The sequence below is a fragment of the Pseudomonas sp. KH_046_1 genome (genome assembly GCF_057839025.1).
In genome coordinates, this window is sequence record NZ_CM174481.1 from 1,643,167 (window position 1) to 1,664,657 (window position 21,491).

The 21,491-nt window shown below is 61.0% G+C and carries 17 protein-coding genes; 11 read left to right on the plus strand and 6 right to left on the minus strand.

Going from position 1 to position 21,491, the window contains the following annotated elements; translation table 11 throughout:
* Window positions 1–523: 523 nt before the first annotated feature.
* Window positions 524–1,936, plus strand: coding sequence for an amino acid permease (locus tag AC3IT9_RS07435; RefSeq protein ID WP_150753451.1), 1,413 nt, complete (start codon window positions 524–526; stop codon window positions 1,934–1,936).
* 223 nt (window positions 1,937–2,159) lie between these two features.
* Complete coding sequence (gene arfB / locus AC3IT9_RS07440; protein WP_057715927.1) at window positions 2,160–2,573, plus strand: alternative ribosome rescue aminoacyl-tRNA hydrolase ArfB; 414 nt, start codon at window positions 2,160–2,162, stop codon at window positions 2,571–2,573.
* Here arfB and AC3IT9_RS07445 read toward each other — a convergent pair.
* The 6 genes from AC3IT9_RS07445 to phhA all read right to left on the minus strand — a co-directional run bounded on the left by AC3IT9_RS07445 (window position 2,570) and on the right by phhA (window position 6,978).
* A complete protein-coding gene (locus AC3IT9_RS07445) occupies window positions 2,570–3,769 on the minus strand; it encodes an MFS transporter (RefSeq protein ID WP_489272555.1) in 1,200 nt (399 codons plus the stop codon). The two genes, arfB and AC3IT9_RS07445, sit on opposite strands and share 4 nt — an antisense overlap.
* A gap of 99 nt (window positions 3,770–3,868) precedes the next feature.
* Window positions 3,869–4,054: a hypothetical protein gene (locus tag AC3IT9_RS07450; RefSeq protein WP_489272557.1), complete on the minus strand. Its 186-nt coding sequence runs from the start codon at window positions 4,052–4,054 to the stop codon at window positions 3,869–3,871.
* 72 nt (window positions 4,055–4,126) lie between these two features.
* Window positions 4,127–4,258, minus strand: coding sequence for a hypothetical protein (locus tag AC3IT9_RS07455; RefSeq protein WP_256220589.1), 132 nt, complete (start codon window positions 4,256–4,258; stop codon window positions 4,127–4,129).
* 274 nt (window positions 4,259–4,532) lie between these two features.
* Entirely contained in the window at window positions 4,533–5,726 is a 1,194-nt protein-coding gene (locus AC3IT9_RS07460; RefSeq protein WP_489272559.1) for an amino acid aminotransferase, read from the minus strand.
* Entirely contained in the window at window positions 5,726–6,082 is a 357-nt protein-coding gene (locus tag AC3IT9_RS07465) for a 4a-hydroxytetrahydrobiopterin dehydratase (protein WP_046037728.1), read from the minus strand. The genes AC3IT9_RS07460 and AC3IT9_RS07465 overlap by 1 nt, the downstream gene beginning before the upstream one ends.
* Window positions 6,083–6,186: 104 nt before the next feature.
* Window positions 6,187–6,978 (minus strand): phenylalanine 4-monooxygenase, encoded by a 792-nt coding sequence (phhA, locus tag AC3IT9_RS07470; RefSeq protein WP_104449926.1) that lies wholly within the window; start codon window positions 6,976–6,978, stop codon window positions 6,187–6,189.
* Between the two features lie 371 nt (window positions 6,979–7,349).
* Between phhA and AC3IT9_RS07475 the strand changes: the two genes are divergently transcribed.
* The 9 genes from AC3IT9_RS07475 to AC3IT9_RS07515 all read left to right on the plus strand — a co-directional run bounded on the left by AC3IT9_RS07475 (window position 7,350) and on the right by AC3IT9_RS07515 (window position 21,319).
* On the plus strand, window positions 7,350–8,909 hold the full coding sequence (locus AC3IT9_RS07475; protein ID WP_008021363.1) for a sigma-54-dependent phenylalanine hydroxylase transcriptional regulator PhhR: 1,560 nt from the start codon (window positions 7,350–7,352) through the stop codon (window positions 8,907–8,909).
* A 311-nt stretch (window positions 8,910–9,220) separates the two neighbouring features.
* Complete coding sequence (locus AC3IT9_RS07480) at window positions 9,221–9,961, plus strand: flagellar basal body rod protein FlgF (RefSeq protein WP_150724430.1); 741 nt, start codon at window positions 9,221–9,223, stop codon at window positions 9,959–9,961.
* Window positions 9,962–10,006: 45 nt separating this feature from the next.
* On the plus strand, window positions 10,007–10,792 hold the full coding sequence (gene flgG / locus AC3IT9_RS07485) for a flagellar basal-body rod protein FlgG (protein ID WP_150724431.1): 786 nt from the start codon (window positions 10,007–10,009) through the stop codon (window positions 10,790–10,792).
* A gap of 51 nt (window positions 10,793–10,843) precedes the next feature.
* On the plus strand, window positions 10,844–11,539 hold the full coding sequence (flgH, locus tag AC3IT9_RS07490; protein WP_150724432.1) for a flagellar basal body L-ring protein FlgH: 696 nt from the start codon (window positions 10,844–10,846) through the stop codon (window positions 11,537–11,539).
* Between the two features lie 27 nt (window positions 11,540–11,566).
* Window positions 11,567–12,655 (plus strand): flagellar basal body P-ring protein FlgI, encoded by a 1,089-nt coding sequence (locus tag AC3IT9_RS07495; protein ID WP_489273488.1) that lies wholly within the window; start codon window positions 11,567–11,569, stop codon window positions 12,653–12,655.
* A gap of 11 nt (window positions 12,656–12,666) precedes the next feature.
* Window positions 12,667–13,956, plus strand: a complete 1,290-nt coding sequence (flgJ, locus tag AC3IT9_RS07500; RefSeq protein ID WP_489272561.1) for a flagellar assembly peptidoglycan hydrolase FlgJ — start codon at window positions 12,667–12,669, stop codon at window positions 13,954–13,956.
* Window positions 13,957–13,979: 23 nt separating this feature from the next.
* The gene (gene flgK / locus AC3IT9_RS07505; RefSeq protein ID WP_489272562.1) at window positions 13,980–16,025 is read left to right on the plus strand and encodes a flagellar hook-associated protein FlgK; all 2,046 of its coding nucleotides are present in this window, start codon (window positions 13,980–13,982) and stop codon (window positions 16,023–16,025) included.
* A 13-nt stretch (window positions 16,026–16,038) separates the two neighbouring features.
* Window positions 16,039–17,610, plus strand: coding sequence for a flagellar hook-associated protein 3 (locus tag AC3IT9_RS07510; protein ID WP_489272563.1), 1,572 nt, complete (start codon window positions 16,039–16,041; stop codon window positions 17,608–17,610).
* A 115-nt stretch (window positions 17,611–17,725) separates the two neighbouring features.
* Window positions 17,726–21,319, plus strand: a complete 3,594-nt coding sequence (locus tag AC3IT9_RS07515; RefSeq protein WP_489272565.1) for a glycosyltransferase — start codon at window positions 17,726–17,728, stop codon at window positions 21,317–21,319.
* Window positions 21,320–21,491: the final 172 nt, after the last annotated feature.

The window sequence follows — 21,491 nt, forward strand, 5'->3', positions numbered from 1 at the left end:
CCTCTAACCCGCTTGTTTCACCGCTCCATGCAGGGTGTTATGCGCGCCATGCCTGTCGTGCAGGTGCATAACAAAAAGGAGGCGCAATGAACGCCGTATTCCATCTCCATCTCTCTGCGAGAGGCAGTTTTCCTGCCTTTCCCGTCGATGATCCGCAAGGATCTGACCCATTTTTTGCAGCCGCCCGAGACTCTCGGGGCGGACACAGGCAATCCCGGCCATAGACACGCTTGTCCAGCGGGTCTGGCAGCAGGGGGTTACGGGTGTACAATGCGCCGCGTTTTACCTGTGACCTCCTGCGCATCTGCGCAAACCTCAAGGCTATCCGCCTTGTTCACTCCGTCGCGTCACGAGCGTGTCGGGTTCGATTTCGTCACAGATAAAAACAAACAGGTGACGCATGACCGTTGTAATTACGCTGAACTCCTGGTGCCTGCGCTGGGGTTTGATCGGTGCCGCTTAACGCCTTTCTTGAGCAGCAACGTCTACTGAACATCATCAAACCTTGCGTGAGACCCTTTTCATGAGTGGACAAAACCCGCAATCAGGCGAGCTGAAACGCGGCCTGAAAAATCGCCACATTCAACTGATCGCCCTCGGTGGCGCGATCGGTACCGGCTTGTTCCTCGGCTCGGCCGGGGTACTCAAATCCGCCGGCCCGTCGATGATCCTCGGCTACGCCATCTGCGGCTTCATCGCCTTCATGATCATGCGCCAACTGGGCGAAATGATCGTCGAAGATCCGGTGGCCGGCTCCTTCAGCCATTTTGCGCACAAGTACTGGGGCGGCTTTGCCGGCTTCCTGTCGGGCTGGAACTGCTGGATCCTGTACATTCTGGTGGGCATGTCCGAGCTGACCGCGGTCGGCAAATACATCCACTACTGGGCGCCGGACATCCCGACCTGGGTCTCCGCAGCTGCCTTCTTCGTGCTGATCAATGCGATCAACCTGGCCAACGTCAAAGTCTTTGGCGAGGCCGAGTTCTGGTTCGCGATCATCAAGGTCGTGGCGATCGTCGGCATGATTGCCCTGGGCAGCTACCTGCTGGTCAGCGGCAATGGCGGCCCGCAAGCGGCGGTCAGCAACCTGTGGTCCCACGGTGGCTTCTTCCCGAACGGTGTCAGCGGTCTGGTGATGGCCATGGCTTTCATCATGTTTTCCTTCGGTGGCCTGGAAATGCTCGGTTTCACCGCAGCCGAGGCTGACAAGCCGAAAACCGTGATCCCGAAAGCCATCAACCAGGTGATCTACCGGATCCTGATTTTCTACATCGGTGCCCTGGTCATCCTGCTGTCGTTGACGCCGTGGGACAGCTTGCTGACCACCCTGAACGCCTCCGGTGATTCCTATAGCGGCAGCCCGTTCGTGCAAGTGTTCTCGATGCTGGGCAGCAACACCGCCGCGCACATCCTTAACTTCGTGGTCCTGACCGCGGCGTTGTCGGTGTACAACAGCGGCACCTACTGCAACAGCCGCATGCTGCTGGGCATGGCCGAGCAGGGCGACGCGCCGAAGGGCCTGGCGAAGATCGACAAGCGCGGCGTGCCGGTGCGTTCGATCCTGGCCTCGGCCGCCGTGACCCTGATCGCGGTGTTGCTGAACTACCTGATCCCGCAAAACGCGCTGGAACTGCTGATGTCGCTGGTGGTGGCCACCCTGGTGATCAACTGGGCGATGATCAGCTACTCGCACTTCAAGTTCCGCCAGCACATGAACAAGACCAAGCAGACGCCGCTGTTCAAGGCCCTGTGGTACCCGTACGGCAACTACATCTGCCTGGCGTTCGTGGTGTTCGTCCTTGGTGTGATGCTGTTGATTCCGGGGATTCAGACATCGGTGTATGCGATTCCGGTGTGGCTGGTGTTCATGTGGGTCTGCTACGTCATCAAGAACAAGCGCAGTGCTCAGCGTGCCTTGCAGGTCGCAGTGGAGTAACTCCGCGCAGAAACAACAAACCCGGCCAAGTGCCGGGTTTGTTATTTCAGGGCATACACATTTCCCTGTGGGAGCGAGCCTGCTCGCGATAGCGGTGTGTCAGGTTAGTTAGATGTTGACTGACACGCCCTCATCGCGAGCAGGCTCGCTCCCACAAGGGATTTGTGGCGTGCTGAAGATCTGATCGCGGTATCCTGCACGCTCTGAATACGGACGCTTTTCCATGCTGGTGATTTCCAACAACGTGCAGCTGCCGGATGCCGAGATCGAATTGACGGCCATTCGCGCCCAGGGCGCCGGTGGGCAGAACGTCAACAAGGTCTCCAGTGCCGTGCACCTGCGCTTCGACATTCCGGCGTCGTCCTTGCCCGAGTTCTACAAGGAGCGGCTGCTGGCGCTGCGCGACAGCCGCATCACCAGCGACGGTGTGCTGATCATCAAGGCCCAGCAGTACCGGACGCAGGAGCAGAACCGCGCCGATGCGCTGTTGCGGCTGACCGAGTTGATCCTCAGTGCCACCAAGGTCGAGAAGAAGCGCCGTCCGACCAAGCCGACCCTCGGCTCGAAGACCCGTCGCCTCGAATCCAAGAGCAAGCGCGGCAACATCAAGGCCGGGCGCGGCAAGGTCGACTTCTAAGGAGTGTCCCGCGCTTCGCGTTGCTTTGGTGCCTGCCGATACAAGTAAAGGCTCAGTATCAATCCGCTCAAGGCGGCGAAGGCAGCGAACAGGAAGATCGAAGCGAAACCGAACCCGGCTGCAATCGCCCCGGCCAGCGGCCCGGTGATCCCCAGCGACAAGTCGATGAACAGCGAATAGGCGCCGACGGCTGCGCCACGGCTGGAGGCCGGGACCAGGTTGACCGCCTCCACGCCCAGTGCCGGAAACACCAGCGAAAAGCCGAAGCCGCTCAGCGCCGCACCCGCCAGTGCCCAGTGGGCATCCGGTGCCAGCCACAGCAAGAGCAATCCCAGGGTTTCCACCGACAGGCAGGCAATGGCGACGCGAAAGCCGCCGAGGCGGTTGATCAGGTTGCCGAACAGCAAGCGCGCGCCGATGAAGCTGGCGCCGAACAGGCTCAGGCACAGCACCGCGTTGTCCCAGTGTTGCGTGGCGTAATACAGGGTGATGAAGGTGGCGATGGTGCCGAAGCCGATGGAGCCCAGGGCCAGGCCGCAGCCGTGGGGGAAGACTCGCCCCAGCACATGCATGAACGGCAGGCGCTCACCGGCAACGATCGGCGCGGCGGTTTTCGGCCAGGCCAGCAGCAGGCCGAGCACAGCTAGCAAAACAATGCTCACCCCCATGCTCCACAAGCCCAGTTGATGGACGAGCAACACACCCAAGGGCGCGCCGACAGCCAGTGCGCCGTAGCTGGCGATACCGTTCCACGAGATGACCTTGGCCGTATTCGCCGCGCCGACCCGGCCGATGCCCCAGCCAATCGAGCCCGAGCCCACCAGGCTTTCGGCGCTGCCGAGCACCAGCCGGCCGATCAACAGGCTGATCAGGCTGAGCATCGGCAGGCTCTGGGTCCAGGCGGAGACCAGCATGAACACACCGCTCAAGCCGCAACCGGCCAGGCCATACATCACAGCCAGCTTGCTGCCCTTGTTGTCGATGATCTTCCCGGCATAGGGGCGGCTGAGCAGGGTGGCCAGGTATTGCACACTGATCACCAGGCCCGCGATCACCGCGCCGAAGCCCAGGTCGCTGTGGACGTAACCGGGCAATACGGCCAGGGGGATGCCGATGTTCAGGTAGCCGATGAAGGTGAAAAGGACGATGGAAACAACTTGCAGCGTGACCGCCAGGGGGCGCTGGTTTTCAGGCATGGGTAAAGGTCCACGGTAAAGCAGGATAGATAGGCTGCTTATGATAACGGTGTGGACGGTCACAGGTTGTGAAAAGGTAAAACTATTTGCCGGGCGGCGTCATTCAGGTTTGGCGGGAGTGACCAGTTGCGTGGTGACCAGGGCGGCCAGTGCATTTTCCTGGGTGCCGAAGCGAGCGAGCAAGGCGGCTTGTTTCTCGGGGGAGAGGCGATTCCAGATCCCGATCATTTTCTCGGCGGTGCCGATCAGGACGCTGGCCTGCGCTTCACTGAATTCATCGGTCATGGGTAAAGACTCTTTCAGGCAGTGTGGAAAGCGCATGTTAGCGCTTTCCACACGGTCTGTACGGCGGGTGTTTCAGTCTTCTCTGTCAGCCTGGCGGCTGTCAGTGGCTTCTTTCGGCTCGGGCTGTTGGGCGCCGGCTTGCTGCGTGGTCGTCTGCTCAGGTTCGTGCAGGCTTGGGAAGGGGAGATTAGGAATCTCGTGCATGGTTGCGCTCCTCGCTAAGTCTGTTGATAGATCTGGTAGATCCGCGCTTTTAAAAAGCCTGGGCAGGATACAGCACTGAAAATGACAAACGGACTTTTATATCCATTTGTTTCGACGGATGGGGTTGTATAGACAGATCGGTAACACTGGCACAGAAATAATTGTAGGAGCGAGCCTGCTCGCGATAGCGGTGTATCAGTCAACATCAATGTTGAATGACACTCCGCTATCGCGAGCAGGCTCACTCCTACAGGGGATTTGCAGTGTTTGAAGGTTATTTGCAGACCTTCGCAATCGCCTCGGCCAGCAGATCCAGACGCGTGGCATCAATCCCCGCCACGTTGGCCCGGCCCGAGCTGACCATGTACACGCTGTGATGATCGCGCAGGTTCTTCACTTGCGCAGGCGTCAAGCCGGTGTAGGAGAACATCCCGCGTTGCACGCCAATGTGCGCAAAGCGCTCGCGCAAACCGTGAGGCTCCAGCGCTTCCACCAGACCGCTGCGCAGTTGGGCGATACGCAGGCGCATGGCTTCCACTTCGTCGGCCCAGAGGTTCTTCAGTTCCGGGTCGCCGAGGATGGTCGCGACCACGGCTGCACCGTGATCCGGCGGCGTCGACCACAGGTTGCGGGCGATGTTGGCCAGCTGGCTGCGGATGTCGGTGAGCTTGTCGGCGGTTTTCGCGCAGACAATCAGCGCGCCGGTGCGGTCGCGGTACAGGCCGAAGTTCTTCGAGCAGGAACTGGTGATCAGCAGTTCCGGCAACTCGGCGGCGAACAGCCGGGTGGACCAGGCATCCTGTTCCAGGCCATCGCCGAATCCTTGATACGCGAAGTCGATCAGTGGCAGCAGTTCGCGCTTGCGTACTACCTCCAGCACCCTCTGCCAGTCATCCTGGGACAGGTCGAAACCGGTCGGGTTGTGGCAGCAGGCGTGCAGCAACACCACGTCACCCTTGGGCGCTTCATTGAGCGCCGCCAGCATGCCGTCGACGTCGAGCCGGTTGTCGCTGCCCACGTACGGGTAGTGGCTGACCTTGACCTTGGCTGCCGCAAAAATCGTTTCGTGGATCGGCCAGGTCGGGTTGCTCAGCCATACGCCGCGCCCCGGCAGGCACTGGGCGATGAAGTCCGCGCTCAGGCGCAAAGCCCCGGTGCCGCCCGGAGTCTGGGTGGCGCCGGCGCGTTGTGCGCTGATCAGCTTCGAATCGGCGCCCAGCACCAGCTCATTGATCGCTATGCCGAATGCCGGTTCGCCGTGACCACCGATGTAGGTCTTGGTCGACTGATGCTCCACCAGACGCTGCTCGGCAAGCTTCACCGACTGGAGAATCGGCGTCAGGCCCTGGGCGTCTTTGTAGACACCCACGCCCAAATCGAACTTGCGCGGGTTCGGGTCCTGCGCGTAGGCCTCCATCAGGCCCAGGATCGGGTCGCCAGGTACTCGACCGATGGCGTCGAAATGCATTACTTGCGCCCCTCAGCGTCCTTGGCTACTTCGTCAGTGCGCGCGGCCATGATGAAGTCGTTGCGGTGCAGGCCCTTGATCGAGTGGCTCCACCAGGTCACGGTGACTTTGCCCCACTCGGTCAGCAGGCCCGGGTGGTGGCCTTCGGCCTCGGAGATTTCACCGACGGCGTTGGTGAACGCCAGGGCGTGCTTGAAGTTCTTGAACAGGAAAACCTTTTCCAGCTGCATGATGCTATCGCGTACTTCGATGTTCCAGTCCGGGATCTGCTTGATCAGGATCGGCAGTTCTTCGTCGCTGACTTGTGGAGCATCGGCGCGGCAGGCTTCGCAATGGGCTTGAGTTAATGCGGTCATGATGTGTTCCTGAAATCGAATGTTGGGAAATCGGCCCTCAGTGCTACCACGCTAATCCAAAGCTATGGTTTCTGACAGGCTCACTTGATTCTAAAAGCGGCGGATCACGCGGCTTTTGGTTTTGGCGGAAATTTTGGTGTGTGCAGACCCATCTGCATCGCTTGCTTGACCATGCCCATGATGTCTTCGTGAGCGAGGTCGAACAGACGCTTGAGATTTGGCAACGCGAAGTACAGTGGCTGCAAGATGTCGATGCGGTAGGGCGTGCGCATGCATTCCAGCGGATCGAACGCCTGATGCTCAGGCTCGTCCGACAGGCAATACACGGTCTCTTTCGGAGAAGACAGAATGCCGCCGCCGTAGATGCGCTGGCCTTGCGGGGTGTCGACCAGGCCGAATTCGATGGTCATCCAGTACAGGCGCGCCAGGTACACGCGTTCTTCCTTGGACGCCTTGAGGCCGAGTTTGCCGTAGGTGTGGGTGAATTCGGCGAACCACGGGTTGGTCAGCAGCGGGCAGTGACCGAAGATCTCGTGGAAAATGTCCGGCTCTTGCAGGTAGTCCAGTTCTTCGCGGGTACGAATGAAGGTCGCCACCGGAAACTGCTTGCTGGCGAGCAATTCGAAAAAGGTCTGGAAGGGAATCAGTGCGGGAACCCGGGCAACCTGCCAGCCGGTGGTTTCACCCAGGACCTTGTTGATTTCGCCGAGTTGAGGAATGCGGTCGTGGGGCAGACCGAGTTTTTCGATACCGTCCAGGTACTCCTGGCACGCACGCCCTTCGATCACTTTCAGTTGACGAGTGATCAGCGTGTTCCACACCGCGTGTTCTTCGGCGGGGTAGTCGATAAAACCTTGCGCATCGGGCTCGCGAGCCACGTATTGCGTCTGCTTCATGCTGCTCTCCTGCTAAGGGATTTCGTTCTTGTTATGTACTGCTATGGACCTAGAAATACCCCATCAATTGCAGCGTTGCAGCAGGTGAACAGCGTCGTGTGCGGGAAAATCCCTCAATTATCGTAAAGTTTTCGTTACGTATCGGTCGTCGTCGCGCAGATGTTGAGATTGGCGGCTGGGAAAAGCCCTACATCTGTCACATAATCTTGACGACTATCTGAGCGCCTAATCAGAAAAGTCGGGCGCTAACCCTGTGGGAGCCAGCCTGCTGGCGATAGCGGTGTGTCATTCGACATCAATAGGGCCTGATGCGACGCCATCGCCAGCAGGCTGGCTCCCACAGGTCAATCATCGTTTATCAGGTCTTTTTTATGCGTATCAAAGTCCACTGCCAGAACCGCATCGGCATCCTGCGCGACATTCTCAACCTGTTGGTGGAGTACGGGATCAACGTGGCCCGCGGTGAGGTGGGCGGTGAGCATGGCAATGCCATCTACCTGCATTGCCCGAACCTGATCAACATTCAGTTCCAGGCCTTGCGTCCGAAATTCGAAGCGATTGCCGGGGTGTTTGGCGTCAAGCGTGTAGGGCTGATGCCCAGCGAGCGTCGGCACATGGAACTCAATGCACTGCTCGGTGCATTGGAGTTTCCGGTGCTGTCGATCGACATGGGCGGTTCCATCGTCGCGGCCAACCGGGCAGCGGCGCAGTTGCTCGGGGTGCGGGTCGACGAAGTGCCGGGGATTCCCCTGTCGCGTTACGCCGAAGATTTCGATTTGCCGGAACTGGTGCGCGCCAACAAGTCGCGGATCAACGGGCTGCGGGTCAAGGTCAAGGGGGATGTGTTCCTGGCCGACATCGCGCCACTGCAATCGGAGCATGACGACAGCGAAGCCATGGCCGGTGCGGTGCTGACATTGCACCGCGCCGACCGGGTGGGCGAGCGCATCTACAACGTGCGCAAGCAGGAATTGCGTGGCTTCGACAGCATCTTCCAGAGCTCGAAAGTCATGGCCGCTGTGGTGCGCGAAGCGCGGCGCATGGCGCCGCTGGATGCGCCGCTATTGATAGAAGGGGAAACCGGCACCGGCAAAGAGTTGCTGGCGCGGGCCTGCCATCTGGCCAGCCCGCGTGGGCAGTCGCCGTTGATGGCGCTCAACTGCGCCGGTCTGCCGGAGTCCATGGCCGAGACGGAATTGTTCGGTTACGGCCCGGGTGCCTTTGAAGGGGCGCGGGCCGAAGGCAAGCTCGGGCTGCTGGAGCTGACGGCGGGCGGTACGCTGTTTCTCGATGGCGTTGGGGAAATGAGCCCGCGCTTGCAGGTGAAGTTGCTGCGCTTTTTGCAGGACGGTTGCTTCCGCCGTGTAGGCAGTGATGAAGAGGTCTACCTCGATGTGCGAGTGATCTGTGCGACCCAGGTCGACCTGTCCGAATTGTGCGCTCGCGGCGAGTTCCGCCAGGACCTCTATCACCGCTTGAATGTGCTGTCGCTGCACATCCCGCCGTTGCGCGAATGCCTCGACGGTTTGACGCCGCTGGTGGAGCACTTCCTCGATCAGGCCAGCCGGCAGATTGGTTGCCCGTTACCGAAGCTGGCTCCGGCGGCCATGGAGCGGCTCAGTCATTACCATTGGCCGGGTAACGTGCGGCAACTGGAGAACGTGCTGTTCCAGGCGGTTTCCCTGTGCGACGGCGGCACGGTCAAGGCCGAGCATATTCGCCTGCCGGATTACGGCGTGCGTCAGCCCCTTGGCGATTTTTCGCTGGAGGGTGGGTTGGACGAGATCGTCGGGCGTTTCGAGAAGGCGGTGCTGGAGCGGCTGTATTCCGAGCATCCGAGCAGTCGGCAACTGGGCAAGCGACTGGGGGTTTCGCATACCACCATTGCCAACAAGTTGCGTGAGTATGAGGTGGGCAAGACTGAGTCTTGACTGAAATTTTCAGCGTCTGTGCCGGCCTCTTCGCGGGCAAGCCCGCTCCCACAGGGGAACGCATTCCAAATGTGGGAGCGGGCTTGCTCGCGAAGGCGATAGATCAGTCACTCAAGAGGCCGGCACTTGCCACCCACCGGCATGACACCGCCGGTTTTTCGTCTCTGATACAAATCACAAATCCCCTCTGAATCCCCAAAGTCCCCTGTTTGCCGGGCCTCGCGCCGTCAAAAACAAGTTGGTCTGCAAATTGCTTATGGCTCAGCAGTACAGCAGTGGGCGGCAAACGTCCGGCAGGCAGAGGAAAGAGTGTGGACAAGTACCTTTATGTGGCTATGACCGGCGCCAGCCAGAATGCACTGGCGCAAAAGGCGCATGCCAACAATCTGGCGAACATCTCCACTAACGGCTTCCAGAAAGACCTGGAGCAGGCCCGTTCGATGCCGGTGTTCGGTGACAGCTTTCCGGCGCGTGCGTTTGCCATGTCCGAACGCCCGGCCACCGATTTTTCCCCTGGCTCACTGGTGGAAACCGGTCGCGACCTCGACGTCGCCGTGCAAGGCAACGGCTGGATTGCCGTGCAGACGCCCGATGGCGGTGAAAGCTACGTGCGCACCGGCAGCCTGAACGTTGACGCCCTGGGCGTGCTGCGCGCCGGCAACGGCATGCCGGTCATGGGCAATGGCGGGCCGATTGCCGTGCCGCCGGAGCAGCAGATCGAAGTCGGCGAGGACGGCACCATCAGCATCCGCGCGATGGGCGAAGGTCCCCGGGTGATGGCTGAAGTCGACCGCATCAAGCTGGTCAATCCGGACCTCAAGAACATGACCAAGGGCCTGGATGGTTCGATCCACACCAAGGACGGCGCGCCTGCGCAGGCCGATGCCAACGTCAAGCTGGTGTCCGGGTTTCTCGAGTCGAGCAACGTCAATGCCGTGGAAGAGATGACCTCGGTACTGGCCTTGTCCAAGCAGTTCGAGCTGCACATCAAGATGATGAACACCGCCAAAGACGACGACCAGGCCATGGCTCGGGTCTTGCAGATCAGCTAATTACCAGAACGTCGCGCCGTAAAACAGGCACACGAGGAGAATCGAATGCTTCCGGCTCTATGGGTTGCCAAGACAGGTCTGTCCGCCCAGGACACCAACCTGACGACCATTTCCAACAACCTGGCCAACGTGTCGACCACGGGTTTCAAACGTGACCGCGCCGAGTTCCAGGACCTGCTCTACCAGATCAAGCGCCAGCCTGGCGCCCAGTCGACCCAGGACAGCGAACTGCCGTCGGGTCTGCAACTGGGTACCGGTGTGCGCATCGTCGGCACCCAGAAAAACTTCACCGCCGGCAGCCTGCAAACCACCGAGCAGCCACTGGACATGGCCATCGACGGTCGCGGTTTCTTCCAGATCCTGCAACCGGACGGCACGACGTCCTACACCCGTGACGGTACCTTCCACCTGGACTCCAACGGCCAGATCGTCAACGCCAGCGGCTTTGCCCTGGAGCCGGCGATTGTCATTCCGAACGACGCGCAGACCTTCACGGTCGGCCGCGACGGCACCGTGTCCATCACCATTGCCGGCAACCCGGCTGCCCAGGTGATCGGCAACCTGCAAACCGCCGACTTCATCAACCCGGCCGGCCTGCAGGCAGTGGGCAACAACCTGTTCCTGGAAACCGCCGCCAGCGGCGCACCGCAAGTCGGCACCCCGGGCCTGGCCGGTTTCGGCACCACGCTGCAGAACACCCTGGAAACGTCCAACGTCAGCACCGTTGAGGAGATGGTCAACATGATCACCACCCAGCGCGCCTACGAGATGAACTCCAAGGTGATCTCCACCGCCGACCAGATGCTCTCGTTCGTAACGCAGAATCTGTAATCAAGTCTATGTGCGGCCATGAGGCTGCCTGCTACACCGTGAGGTAGGGTCATGAATCGCTATGTATCTGTTCTGGCACTGAGTGGGATCACCGCGCTCGCAGGTTGCGTGCCTGCGACGCCCAAGCCCAATGACCCTTACTACGCTCCGGTGTTGCCGCGTACGCCGTTGCCGGCGGCGGCGAACAACGGTTCGATCTATCAGGCCGGTTTCGAACAGAACCTCTACGGTGACCGCAAGGCGTTCCGGGTCGGTGACATCATTACCATCACCCTGAACGAAAGGACCCAGGCCAGCAAAAACGCCAACTCGCAAATTGGCAAGAACAGCAAGGCCAACATCGGCCTGACTTCGCTGTTCGGCAGCAGCGCCACCACCAACAACCCGTTCGGCGATGGCGACCTGAGCCTGAGTGCCAGCTACGAAGGTGACCGCGCGACCAAGGGTGACAGCAAGGCGGCTCAGGGCAACACCCTGACCGGTTCGATCACGGTCACCGTCGCCGATGTGTTGCCCAACGGCATCATCGCGGTACGCGGCGAAAAGTGGATGACCCTCAACACCGGTGACGAGCTGGTGCGGATTGCCGGCCTGGTTCGCGCCGATGACATCGCCACCGACAACACCGTGCCGTCGACCCGTGTCGCCGATGCGCGCATCACCTACTCGGGCACCGGTTCGTTTGCCGATGCGAGTCAGCCAGGCTGGTTCGACCGTTTCTTCCTCAGCCCGCTGTTCCCTTTCTAGGTGGTCAGTTTGAATCTTAAACACCTCATGGTGGCCGCCCTGATGCTGTCCGCCGCGTTCAACGCGCAGGCCGAGCGCCTGAAGGACATCGCCAGCATTTCCGGCGTGCGTTCCAACCAATTGATCGGTTACGGCCTGGTGGTCGGGCTTAACGGCACCGGCGACCAGACGACGCAAACCCCGTTCACCCTGCAGACCTTCAACAACATGCTCTCGCAGTTCGGCATCAAGGTGCCGCCGGGTTCGGGCAACGTGCAGTTGAAGAACGTCGCGGCGGTGTCGATCAGTGCCGATTTGCCGGCGTTCGCCAAGCCGGGTCAGCAGGTCGACATCACCGTTTCGTCCATCGGCAACTCCAAGAGTTTGCGCGGCGGCACCTTGCTGCTGACGCCACTCAAGGGTATCGATGGCAACGTGTATGCGGTGGCCCAGGGCAACCTGGTGGTCGGTGGTTTCGATGCAGAAGGGCGAGACGGCTCGAAGATCACCGTCAACGTTCCGTCGGCCGGTCGCATCCCCGGCGGTGCGTCGGTGGAGCGTGCAGTACCGAGCGGTTTCAATCAGGGCAACAGCCTGACGCTGAACCTCAACCGTTCCGACTTCACCACCGCCAAGCGCATCGTCGACAAGATCAACGACATGCTCGGCCCTGGCGTGGCCCAGGCCATCGACGGCGGGTCGATTCGCGTGACCGCGCCGCTGGATCCAAGCCAGCGCGTCGACTACCTGTCGATCCTGGAAAACCTCGAAGTCGATCCGGGTCAGGCGGTGGCGAAAGTCATCATCAACTCCCGTACCGGCACCATCGTGATCGGCCAGAACGTCAAGGTTTCCCCGGCTGCCGTGACCCACGGCAGCCTGACCGTGACCATTACCGAAGACCCGATCGTCAGTCAGCCCGGCCCTCTGTCCAATGGCACGACGGCGGTGGTGCCGCGTTCGAAGGTCAATGCCCAGCAGGAAGCCAAGCCGATGTTCAAGTTCGGCCCTGGCACCACCCTCGACGAAATCGTGCGTGCGGTGAACCAGGTCGGCGCGGCACCGGGTGACTTGATGGCGATCCTCGAAGCGCTGAAGCAGGCCGGTGCCCTGCAAGCCGATCTGATCGTGATCTGAGGACGGCCATCGTGGATATGCGCAAGAGCGGTCTGGTCAGCAGCAGCGATTCGGGCTCCTATTCGGACCTCAATCGTCTGAATCAGCTCAAGGTCGGCGACAAGAACAGCGACGGCAACATGCGCAAGGTGGCGCAGGAGTTCGAGTCGCTGTTCATCGGTGAGATGCTCAAGTCCATGCGCTCGGCAACCGATGCGCTGGGGCAGGACAATCCGATGAACACCCCGGCGGCCAAGCAGTACCAGGAAATGTACGACCAGCAACTGGCGGTTTCCATGTCCCGCGAGGGTGGAGGTATCGGCCTGGCGGATGTGCTGATGCGCCAGATGTCGAAGAATAAGCCAATGGCGCCGGGCGAGGCGGCCGCTGCATCGCTGGCCAAGCAAGAGGCTGCCAGGGCCGCCGTGCAAACGCCGGTGGCAGCAGGTACGGTGGCAATCAATGGCCCACTGTCGCGGGTCAACGGCCAGCGTCCATTGTGGGCTTCGCGATCGGTCCATACGCCACAAGAGGCGGGCGAGGGTGCCCATCGCAATGACATGGCGCTGATCAATCAGCGACGCCTGGCATTGCCGCCGAAACTGGCTGATCGGTTGTTGGCCGGACTGGTGCCTTCGGCGGCGACCGCTGCCACTACGACGATCAACAAGACACCGCTGCCTGAGCGCGCGACGAACACCGGCACGGGGCCGTTGTACAACGGCGACTGGCTGGCGACCGCGCAACAATCCTCCACTGGCGGCATGCAGATCTACGGTCGCGCCATGGCGCAGATTCCGCTGGCGCCGGCGAAGAAAGCCTTCAGTTCCGCCGACCAGTTCGTCAATACCATGTTGCCGATGGCCAAGGAAGCCGCAGCCCGGATTGGTGTCGATCCACGTTACCTGGTGGCCCAGGCGGCCCTGGAAACCGGCTGGGGCAAGTCTGTCATGCGTGCTCAGGACGGCAGCAGCAGCCACAACCTGTTCGGCATCAAGGCCGGCAATAGTTGGCAGGGCAACTCGGCGCGGGCGATCACCAGCGAATTCCGCAATGGGCAGATGGTCAAGGAGACGGCCGAGTTCCGTTCCTACGATTCCTACAAGGACAGTTTCCATGACCTTGTGACTTTGCTGCAGACCAATAATCGCTATCAAGATGTCGTGAAGTCAGCCGATAACCCAGAACAGTTTGTACGCGAGTTGCAGAAGGCCGGTTACGCAACCGACCCGGACTACGCAAGCAAGATTTCGCAGATAGCCAAGCAGATGACGAGTTACCAGAACTACGCTGCGGCGGGCGTTTCCACCACGCCTTTATAGGCACAAGGTATAAGGTCTGAATCATGAGTTTGCTCAATATCGGGATGTCGGGGCTCAGTGCTGGCCATAACTCGTTGGTGACGACCGGCAACAACATTGCCAACGTCGACACCGCCGGGTACTCGCGCCAGCAGTCTGTGCAGAGCACCAAAGGCTCGATTCAATACGGCAACGTGTTCATCGGTACCGGCACGACGCTGGCCGATGTGCGTCGCGTGTATAACTCCTACCTCGATTCGCAGCTGCGTACCGCTACCTCGCTCGACAGCGAAGCAACGTCGTACAACGCACAGGCCACGCCGCTGGACGCCACGCTTTCCGATACCAACACCGGGCTGACCGGTGTGCTGCAAAAGTTCTTCACTTCGATGCAAGGCGTTTCGACCTCGGCCACCGACGACACGTCCCGCCAGTCGGTGCTGACCGGTGCCCAGGCCCTGTCCGCTCGCTTCAATTCGATCGCCAAGCAGTTGAACGATCAGAACACCAACCTGAACGGCAGCCTGGGCGACATGGCGGATCAGGTGAACAAACTGTCCACCACGATTGCCACGCTCAACCAAAAGATTTCCGAGCTCTCCACCGGCACCAACCAACCAAACGACCTGCTGGACTCGCGCAACGAAGCCGTGCGCCAACTGTCCGAACTGGTCGGTACCCAGGTGGTCGAGCGTGGCAACAGCTACGACGTCTACATCGGCAGCGGCCAGCCCCTGGTGGTCGGCAACACCACCAATACACTGCAAACCGTACCGGGCAAGGATGATCCATCGCGCATGGCGCTGCAGCTCAACCGTGGCTCCAGCACCATCGACGTGACCTCGGTGGTCAGCGGCGGTGAAATCGGTGGCCTGCTGACTTACCGCAAGGAAGTGCTCGACCCATCGCTCAATGAACTGGGGCGCGTAGCCCTGGTGGTGGCTGACCAGATCAACAGCCAGCAGGCGCAGGGCATCGACAAGAACGGTGATTTCGGCGCGGCGATCTTCAACAACATCAACAGTGCCGCCCTGGTCAGTCAGCGCAGCATTGCGGCGGCAGGCAACAGTGCCGGCTCCGGCAACCTGGATGTCACCATCAAGGACACCGGCAAGCTGACCGCCAGCGACTATCAGGTGACGTTCACCAGCGCGACCAACTACACCGTCAAGCGCTCGGACGGCACCGACATGGGCGCGTTCAGCACCACGACCACCCCGGCTCCGGTGATCGACGGCTTCAGCCTGAACCTCAACGGCGGTGCACTGAGCGCCGGCGACTCGTTCAAGGTGACGCCGACCCGTGGCGCGGCGGCCGGTATCCAGACCGTGCTCAGCGACCCGAAAAAAATCGCGGCCGCAGCACCGTTGACCGGCGTGACCAATGCCAACAACACCGGCACCTACACCCAGCCGGCGCTGACCAGCACCATCGATATCTACAACCCGGCGGCCCAGGCAGAAATGCAGACCGCGCTCAAGCACTCGACGCCGGTCAAGCTGGTGTTCGGGGCGGCCAGCGGCGGTAGCCAGAGCTACAACATGGTCGATGCCAAGGGCAATTCGATCGGTACCGGCACCATCGTTCCCGGCCAGAGCAACACCCTGAACCTGAAAGTGGGCATGGTCGATGCCAGCGGTGCTCCGGTCATGGACACCAGCGTCACCCCGGCGGTGCAGAAGACGTTCACCGTGCAGACCACGGTCGGCGCCACGCCAGCCAGCGGCGAAAGCTTCACCATCAACCTGACCGGCGCGGCGTCTTCGGACAACCGCAACGCCCAGGCGCTGGTGGGGCTGCAAACCAGACAGACCGTAGACACCGGCACGGCGAGCAAGGGCATCAGCCTGACCGATGCCTACAACAAGCTGGTGACCAATGTCGGCGCCAAGGCTGCCCAGGGCAAGTCCGACAGCGAGGCCACCACGGCGATCCTGGACAACGCCAAAGGGGCACGGGATTCGAACTCCGGGGTCGACCTGGATGAAGAAACCGGCAACCTGGTCAAGTACCAGCAGTACTACACCGCGTCTTCGCAGATCATCAAGGCTGCGCAGGAAATTTTCACCACGCTGATCAACAGCCTTTAAGGAGTCGTAATTCATGCGCATTTCCACCGCCCAGTATTACGAAATCACCGCTGCCAACTACCAGCGCAACTTCAACAAGGCCATCGCGACCAACAACGAAATCAGCAGCCAGATCCGCGTCAACACTGCCGCCGATGATCCGATCGGTGCCGGTCGTTTGCTGCAACTGGGTCAGCAGAGCGCGATGCTTGGTCAGTACGGCACCAACATCAACACCACCAAGAGTGCGTTGAGCCTGCAGGAAACGACGCTCGACTCCATCGGTACCGCTTTGCAGCGCGCCAAGGAACTGGCCCTCGCCGCCAGCAATGGCATTGCCACCGACGCAGACCGCAAGGCCTATGCGTCGGAGTTGGGCCAGATCCAGCAACAAGTGCTGGGCTTGATGAACTCCAAGGATGCCAACGGCAACTACCTGTTCTCCGGTTCGAAAACCGACACTGCGCCTTACTCGCAGAACTCGGACGGCACCTACAGCTACAACGGTGACCAGACCACCATCGACCTTGGCATTGGCGATGGCATGACGGTCGGGACCAACACCACTGGCTGGGATGCGTTCCAGCAGACCATCAATACCAGTCGCACCCAGACCACCATGACCGCTCCGGCGGTGGATGACGGTCGCGTGGTGCTGTCCAACGGTACGGTCGGCACCAGCTCCACCTACAACGCGAAGTTCACGGGCGGCCAGCCCTACACCGTCAGCTTCCTCAGCAGCACCCAATTGAAGATCACCGACGCGCTGGGCAATGACGTGACCACCGAAGCCAGCCAGAACGGTGTCATCAGCAACTCCAACGGTGCCAACCAGACGGTCAGTTTCCGTGGTGTCGACCTGAAGTTGAACATCAACCTCAAATCCACTGATACCAACCCGGATGCGGTGATCGCTGGTCACAGCTTCAATCTGTCTTCCACGTCGGACACCTTCAACACGTCGCGCAGCGCCGGTAACCCGTCGACCGCGGTTATCACCGGTTCCACCGTGACCAACCCGACGGATTACACCAACGCCTTCCCGTCGGGCGGGGCGATCCTCAAGTTCACCAGCGCCACCAATTTCGACCTGTATGCCGCGCCAATCACTGCCGACAGCAAGCCGGTGTCGTCGGGCACCATGGTGGGCGGCAACGCCACTGCGGCGGGCGTAACGTTTGCCCTGGGTGGCGGCACCCCGGCGTCCGGCGACCAGTTCGTGATTCAGTCCAACAACCATCAGACCCAGAACGTGCTCGACACCCTGGGCCAGATGATCACCGCGCTGAACACGCCGATCGACGGCGACCCGGTGGCCAAGCAGAAGTTACTGGGGGCCATGGAGTCGGGAATGGGTAACATCGACAGTGCGGCCAACCAGATCGGCTCGGCCATCACCACGATCGGTGCCCGCGGTCAGGCACTGGATAACCAGGCCGCGACCAACGAGAGCCTGACCCTGGCGAACAGCGCCAGCCAGAAGTCGATTCGCGATTCGGACCCGGCTGAAGCCATGACTCGCCTGACCTTGCAGCAGACCATGTTGCAGGCGGCGCAGCTGGCGTTCAGCAAGATTTCCCAGCTGGGCCTGTTCAACAAGATCTGACGGTGGTCGGGCGCGCAGGCGCCCGATGGCCTTGCCCCTTCAGTATTTATCGTCTTTTTTGCGGTAACAAAGGGCTCGCTTTTCAGGGCGGGCTCGCGCCGCCTGTGAGCCCGCCGTGAATTCACTTCCGCTTGTCAGCCTGGTCATTCCCGCCTTCAATCCGCGCTTTTTCGGTCGTGCCTTGCACACGGCCGTGAGCCAGAGCTACGGCAATCTGGAGATCATCGTTTGCGATGACAGTCGTGGCCATGAGATCGAAGACATCGTTGCGTCGGTGGTTGAACAGGGTGCGAGCGTGCGCTATGTGCGTAATCCGCGAACCCTGGGGTTGGTGGGTAACCTGCAAGCTTGCCTGGAGCAGGCGCAGGGCGAGTACATCAAGTTTCTTTGTGATGACGACCAGTTGTTCTCCGCCTGCATCGAGCGTCAGGCCCAGGTGCTCATCGATTGTGCCGACGTCAACCTGGTGGTCGCCCAGCGCCTGCTCTGGGATGCCGACGACATGCCGCTGCCTTCGCGCCTGGAAAACACCCCGCTTTCCCCGGTGGGCGGGGTGTTCAAGGGCGAGGACCTGCTGGCGATCTTCGAAAACTTCCCGGTCAATATCCTCGGTGGTTTCAGCAACGCCATGTTCCGTCGGGCTGACGTGCTCGAACTGTTCCCGGCACTGACGCAGCCCGGCCATTGCTTCGTCGCGACCCTCGATTTCGCCTTGTACGTCTGCCTGATGCGGCGCGGCAACCTGGCGGTGTCCAATCACGTGCTCGGCGTCGAACGCCTGTACCCCGAACGATTGAGCAGCCAACAGTCGATGAAGGACGCAGCGGAAACCGAACGGCAATGGCTGTCGCAGATGCTCAAGGCCCGTAGCGGCGAATCAGCGCCGGCCCAGGGTTGGGTGCGCTATGTGCCACTGACCAAAGTGGACGAGTCACCGCGGGTATGGGAAGAGTTGCCGTTGAGCCGGACCCTGGGCACCAAGCAGACCACCCAGGACTGGCATGTCGGCATTGCCAGTGTCAGTTTCGCGCAACTGTATGCCCAGTGGCTGGCGTGCCGCAGTCTCACCGACGGTCAGCGCGAGCTGCTGGCGGATACGTTGGAGGCGTGGCCAAGCAGACCCAGAATCGTTCCGGTCATCATCGATGAGCAAGGTAGCCGTTCGGCACTGGAGCTCACTCTGCAATCGCTCGCGGATCAGGATTACGCCCCTGAACTGACGCTGGTGCTGTCGGCATCGTGCACAGAAGCCGTGCTGGACGAGCGAGTGTTCCGCTTGCCGTTGCAGGACGACTGGCAGCAGCAGATCAACGCCCTGTTACCGCAACTGGAAGGCACTGGCTGGTTCTATCTGCTGCGTGCCAGTGATCGTCTGGTGGCGCCGGCCTTGCTGGTCATGGCCGAGCGGATTGCGTTGTCGCGCACGCTGACCTGCCTGTACAGCGACGAAGGTGGGCTGCATCAGGGTGAGTCGGCCGAGCCTGCATTCAAGCCAGACTTCAACCTGGACTTGATGCGCAGCTATCCCTACGTGGGGCGAGCGCTGGCATTCGAGCGCGAGCAATTCTTGGCGCTAGGCGGTTTCGATTCGGAGTACGGCGAACTCGCGCCACACGATGTGTTGTGGCGAATGGTCGAGAGTGCTGGCACGCACGTGGTCGGGCACATTTCGGAGGTATTGCTGGAGTCGGCGTTCGACCTGGCCAAATGGCTGTCGCTGCCGCAAGTGGTGGACACCAATCCGCGGTTGCTCGAGGCACACTTGCAGCGCCTGGGTGTCGCCCACGACATTCGCCAGGGCAGTTCCGCGCTGCTCAATCGGGTCGACTATCAGCATGCTGATCGGCCGCTGGTGTCGATCGTGATCGTCAGCAAGGACCAGACCCTGGCGTTGCAACGCTGTGTCGAGAGTCTGCTGGAGAAAACGGCCTACGGCGAATACGAGTTGCTGTTGGTGGACAACGGTAGCGAGAGCGCCGAGGCGCTTGACTGGTTCGCCGGCATGGCGCAATTGGGCAGTGAGCGGATCCGGGTGCTGCGCTGCGAGTTGCAGGGTAATGCGGCGGCGGTGCGCAACTTTGCCGTGCAGCAGGCCGCTGGCGAGTACGTGCTGATGCTCAATCCCTACACGGTGATCACCCAGGCGCAATGGCTGGGCGAGTTGCTCAATCATGCACAACGTCCGGAAGTCGGTGTGGTGGGGGCCAAGCTGTTCAACCCCGATGGTCGCGTGCTGCATGCCGGCCTGATTCTCGGGTTGCAAGGGCCGGCCGGCATGCCGTTCCATGGTGAGATGCTGCACGCAGCGGGGTACATGTACCGCTTGCAGGTCGCTCACAATTTCAGTGCCGTCGGCGGCGATTGCCTGATGGTGCGCAAAGCGGTCTTTGACGCCGTCGGTGGCCTGGACGAGCAGGGCCTGGCGCAGTCCCTCAACGAAGTGGACCTGTGCCTGCGGGTTGGCCAGGAAGGTTATCTGGTGGTGTGGACGCCTCACGCTCAACTGGCCTTGGGCGCGCAACCGGCGGTGGCTGCGCAAGAAGGTGACCAGGCCCGGGGCGAGCAGGAGCAGGAAGTTTTCTATAAGCGCTGGCTGCCGATCGTGGCCCGTGATCCGGCCTACAACACCAACCTGGCGTTGCAGGGATTGGGCGGTGCAAGCTTCAGTCTCGAGCCCGGTTTGCGATCCGGTTGGAGCCCGTTTTCCAAGGCTCAGCTGCCGAAGATTCTCGCGTTGCCGGTCAACGCGTCCGCCATCGGCCATTACCGGGTCACGCAACCGCTGATCGAGCTGGAGGCCGCCGGCAGGGCGCACGGGCGGATTCATTACAACCTGCCGACCATCATCGAGGTCGAGCGCCATTCGCCTGACGTGATCATCTTGCAGGGGCGCTATTCCGAAGGTCCGATCAACGAAATCCCGAGCCTGCAAAAATACTCCAGCGCGCGACGTATCTATGAGCTGGATGACTTCGTGATCAACGTTCCGCACCGCAATGCGCATATCCGCAATATGCCGGGCAAGGATGAAATGGAGGCGCTGGTCCGGCGCGCCATCGGCATGTGCGATCGCGTGGTGGTCTCCACCGAGCCGCTGGGTAACGCGTTGTCAGACATGCATCAGGACATTCGCGTGGTGCCCAACATGTTGGCGTCGCACTTGTGGACCGACTTGCGCAGTCAGCGCCGCACTTCGAAAAAGCCCCGGGTCGGCTGGGGGGGCGGCACCAGCCACCACGGGGACCTGGCGGTCATCGCCGATGTGGTTCGCGAACTGGCCAATGAAGTCGACTGGGTATTCTTCGGCATGTGCCCGGACGATTTGCGTCCGTACATGCATGAGTTTCACGGGGTGATCGGGCTGGATGTGTACCCGGCCAAACTGGCCAGCCTGAACCTGGATCTGGCATTGGCGCCGTTGGAATTCCACATCTTCAACGACTGCAAGAGCAACCTGCGCCTGCTGGAGTATGGCGCTTGCGGTTACCCGGTGATCTGTACCGACACCGAAGCCTATCGCGGCTACCTGCCGTGCACCCGGATCAAGACCAACTCCACGGATGAATGGCTGCAGGCGATCCGCATGCACCTGGCCGATCCGGACGCCAGCTATCGCATGGGCGATGAGTTGCGCGAGATCGTGCTGCGTGACTACGTGCTGCGCGGCGACAATTTGCGCTACTGGGAAAATGGCTGGCTGGCGGACTGACCGTTCGCGCATCGATCCCGACCAGGCAGGCGACGTTGAGTCGCCTGCCTTTTTTTTGCCGCCAGACTTTGCAATCAGCGTTGAAGATGCCCGCCAAGCATTGCCCGGTAGCGGATTGAAAGAGCTGGCGCGTTTCCTGCAAGTCCCCCTTATATCGCCATAAAACGAGCAC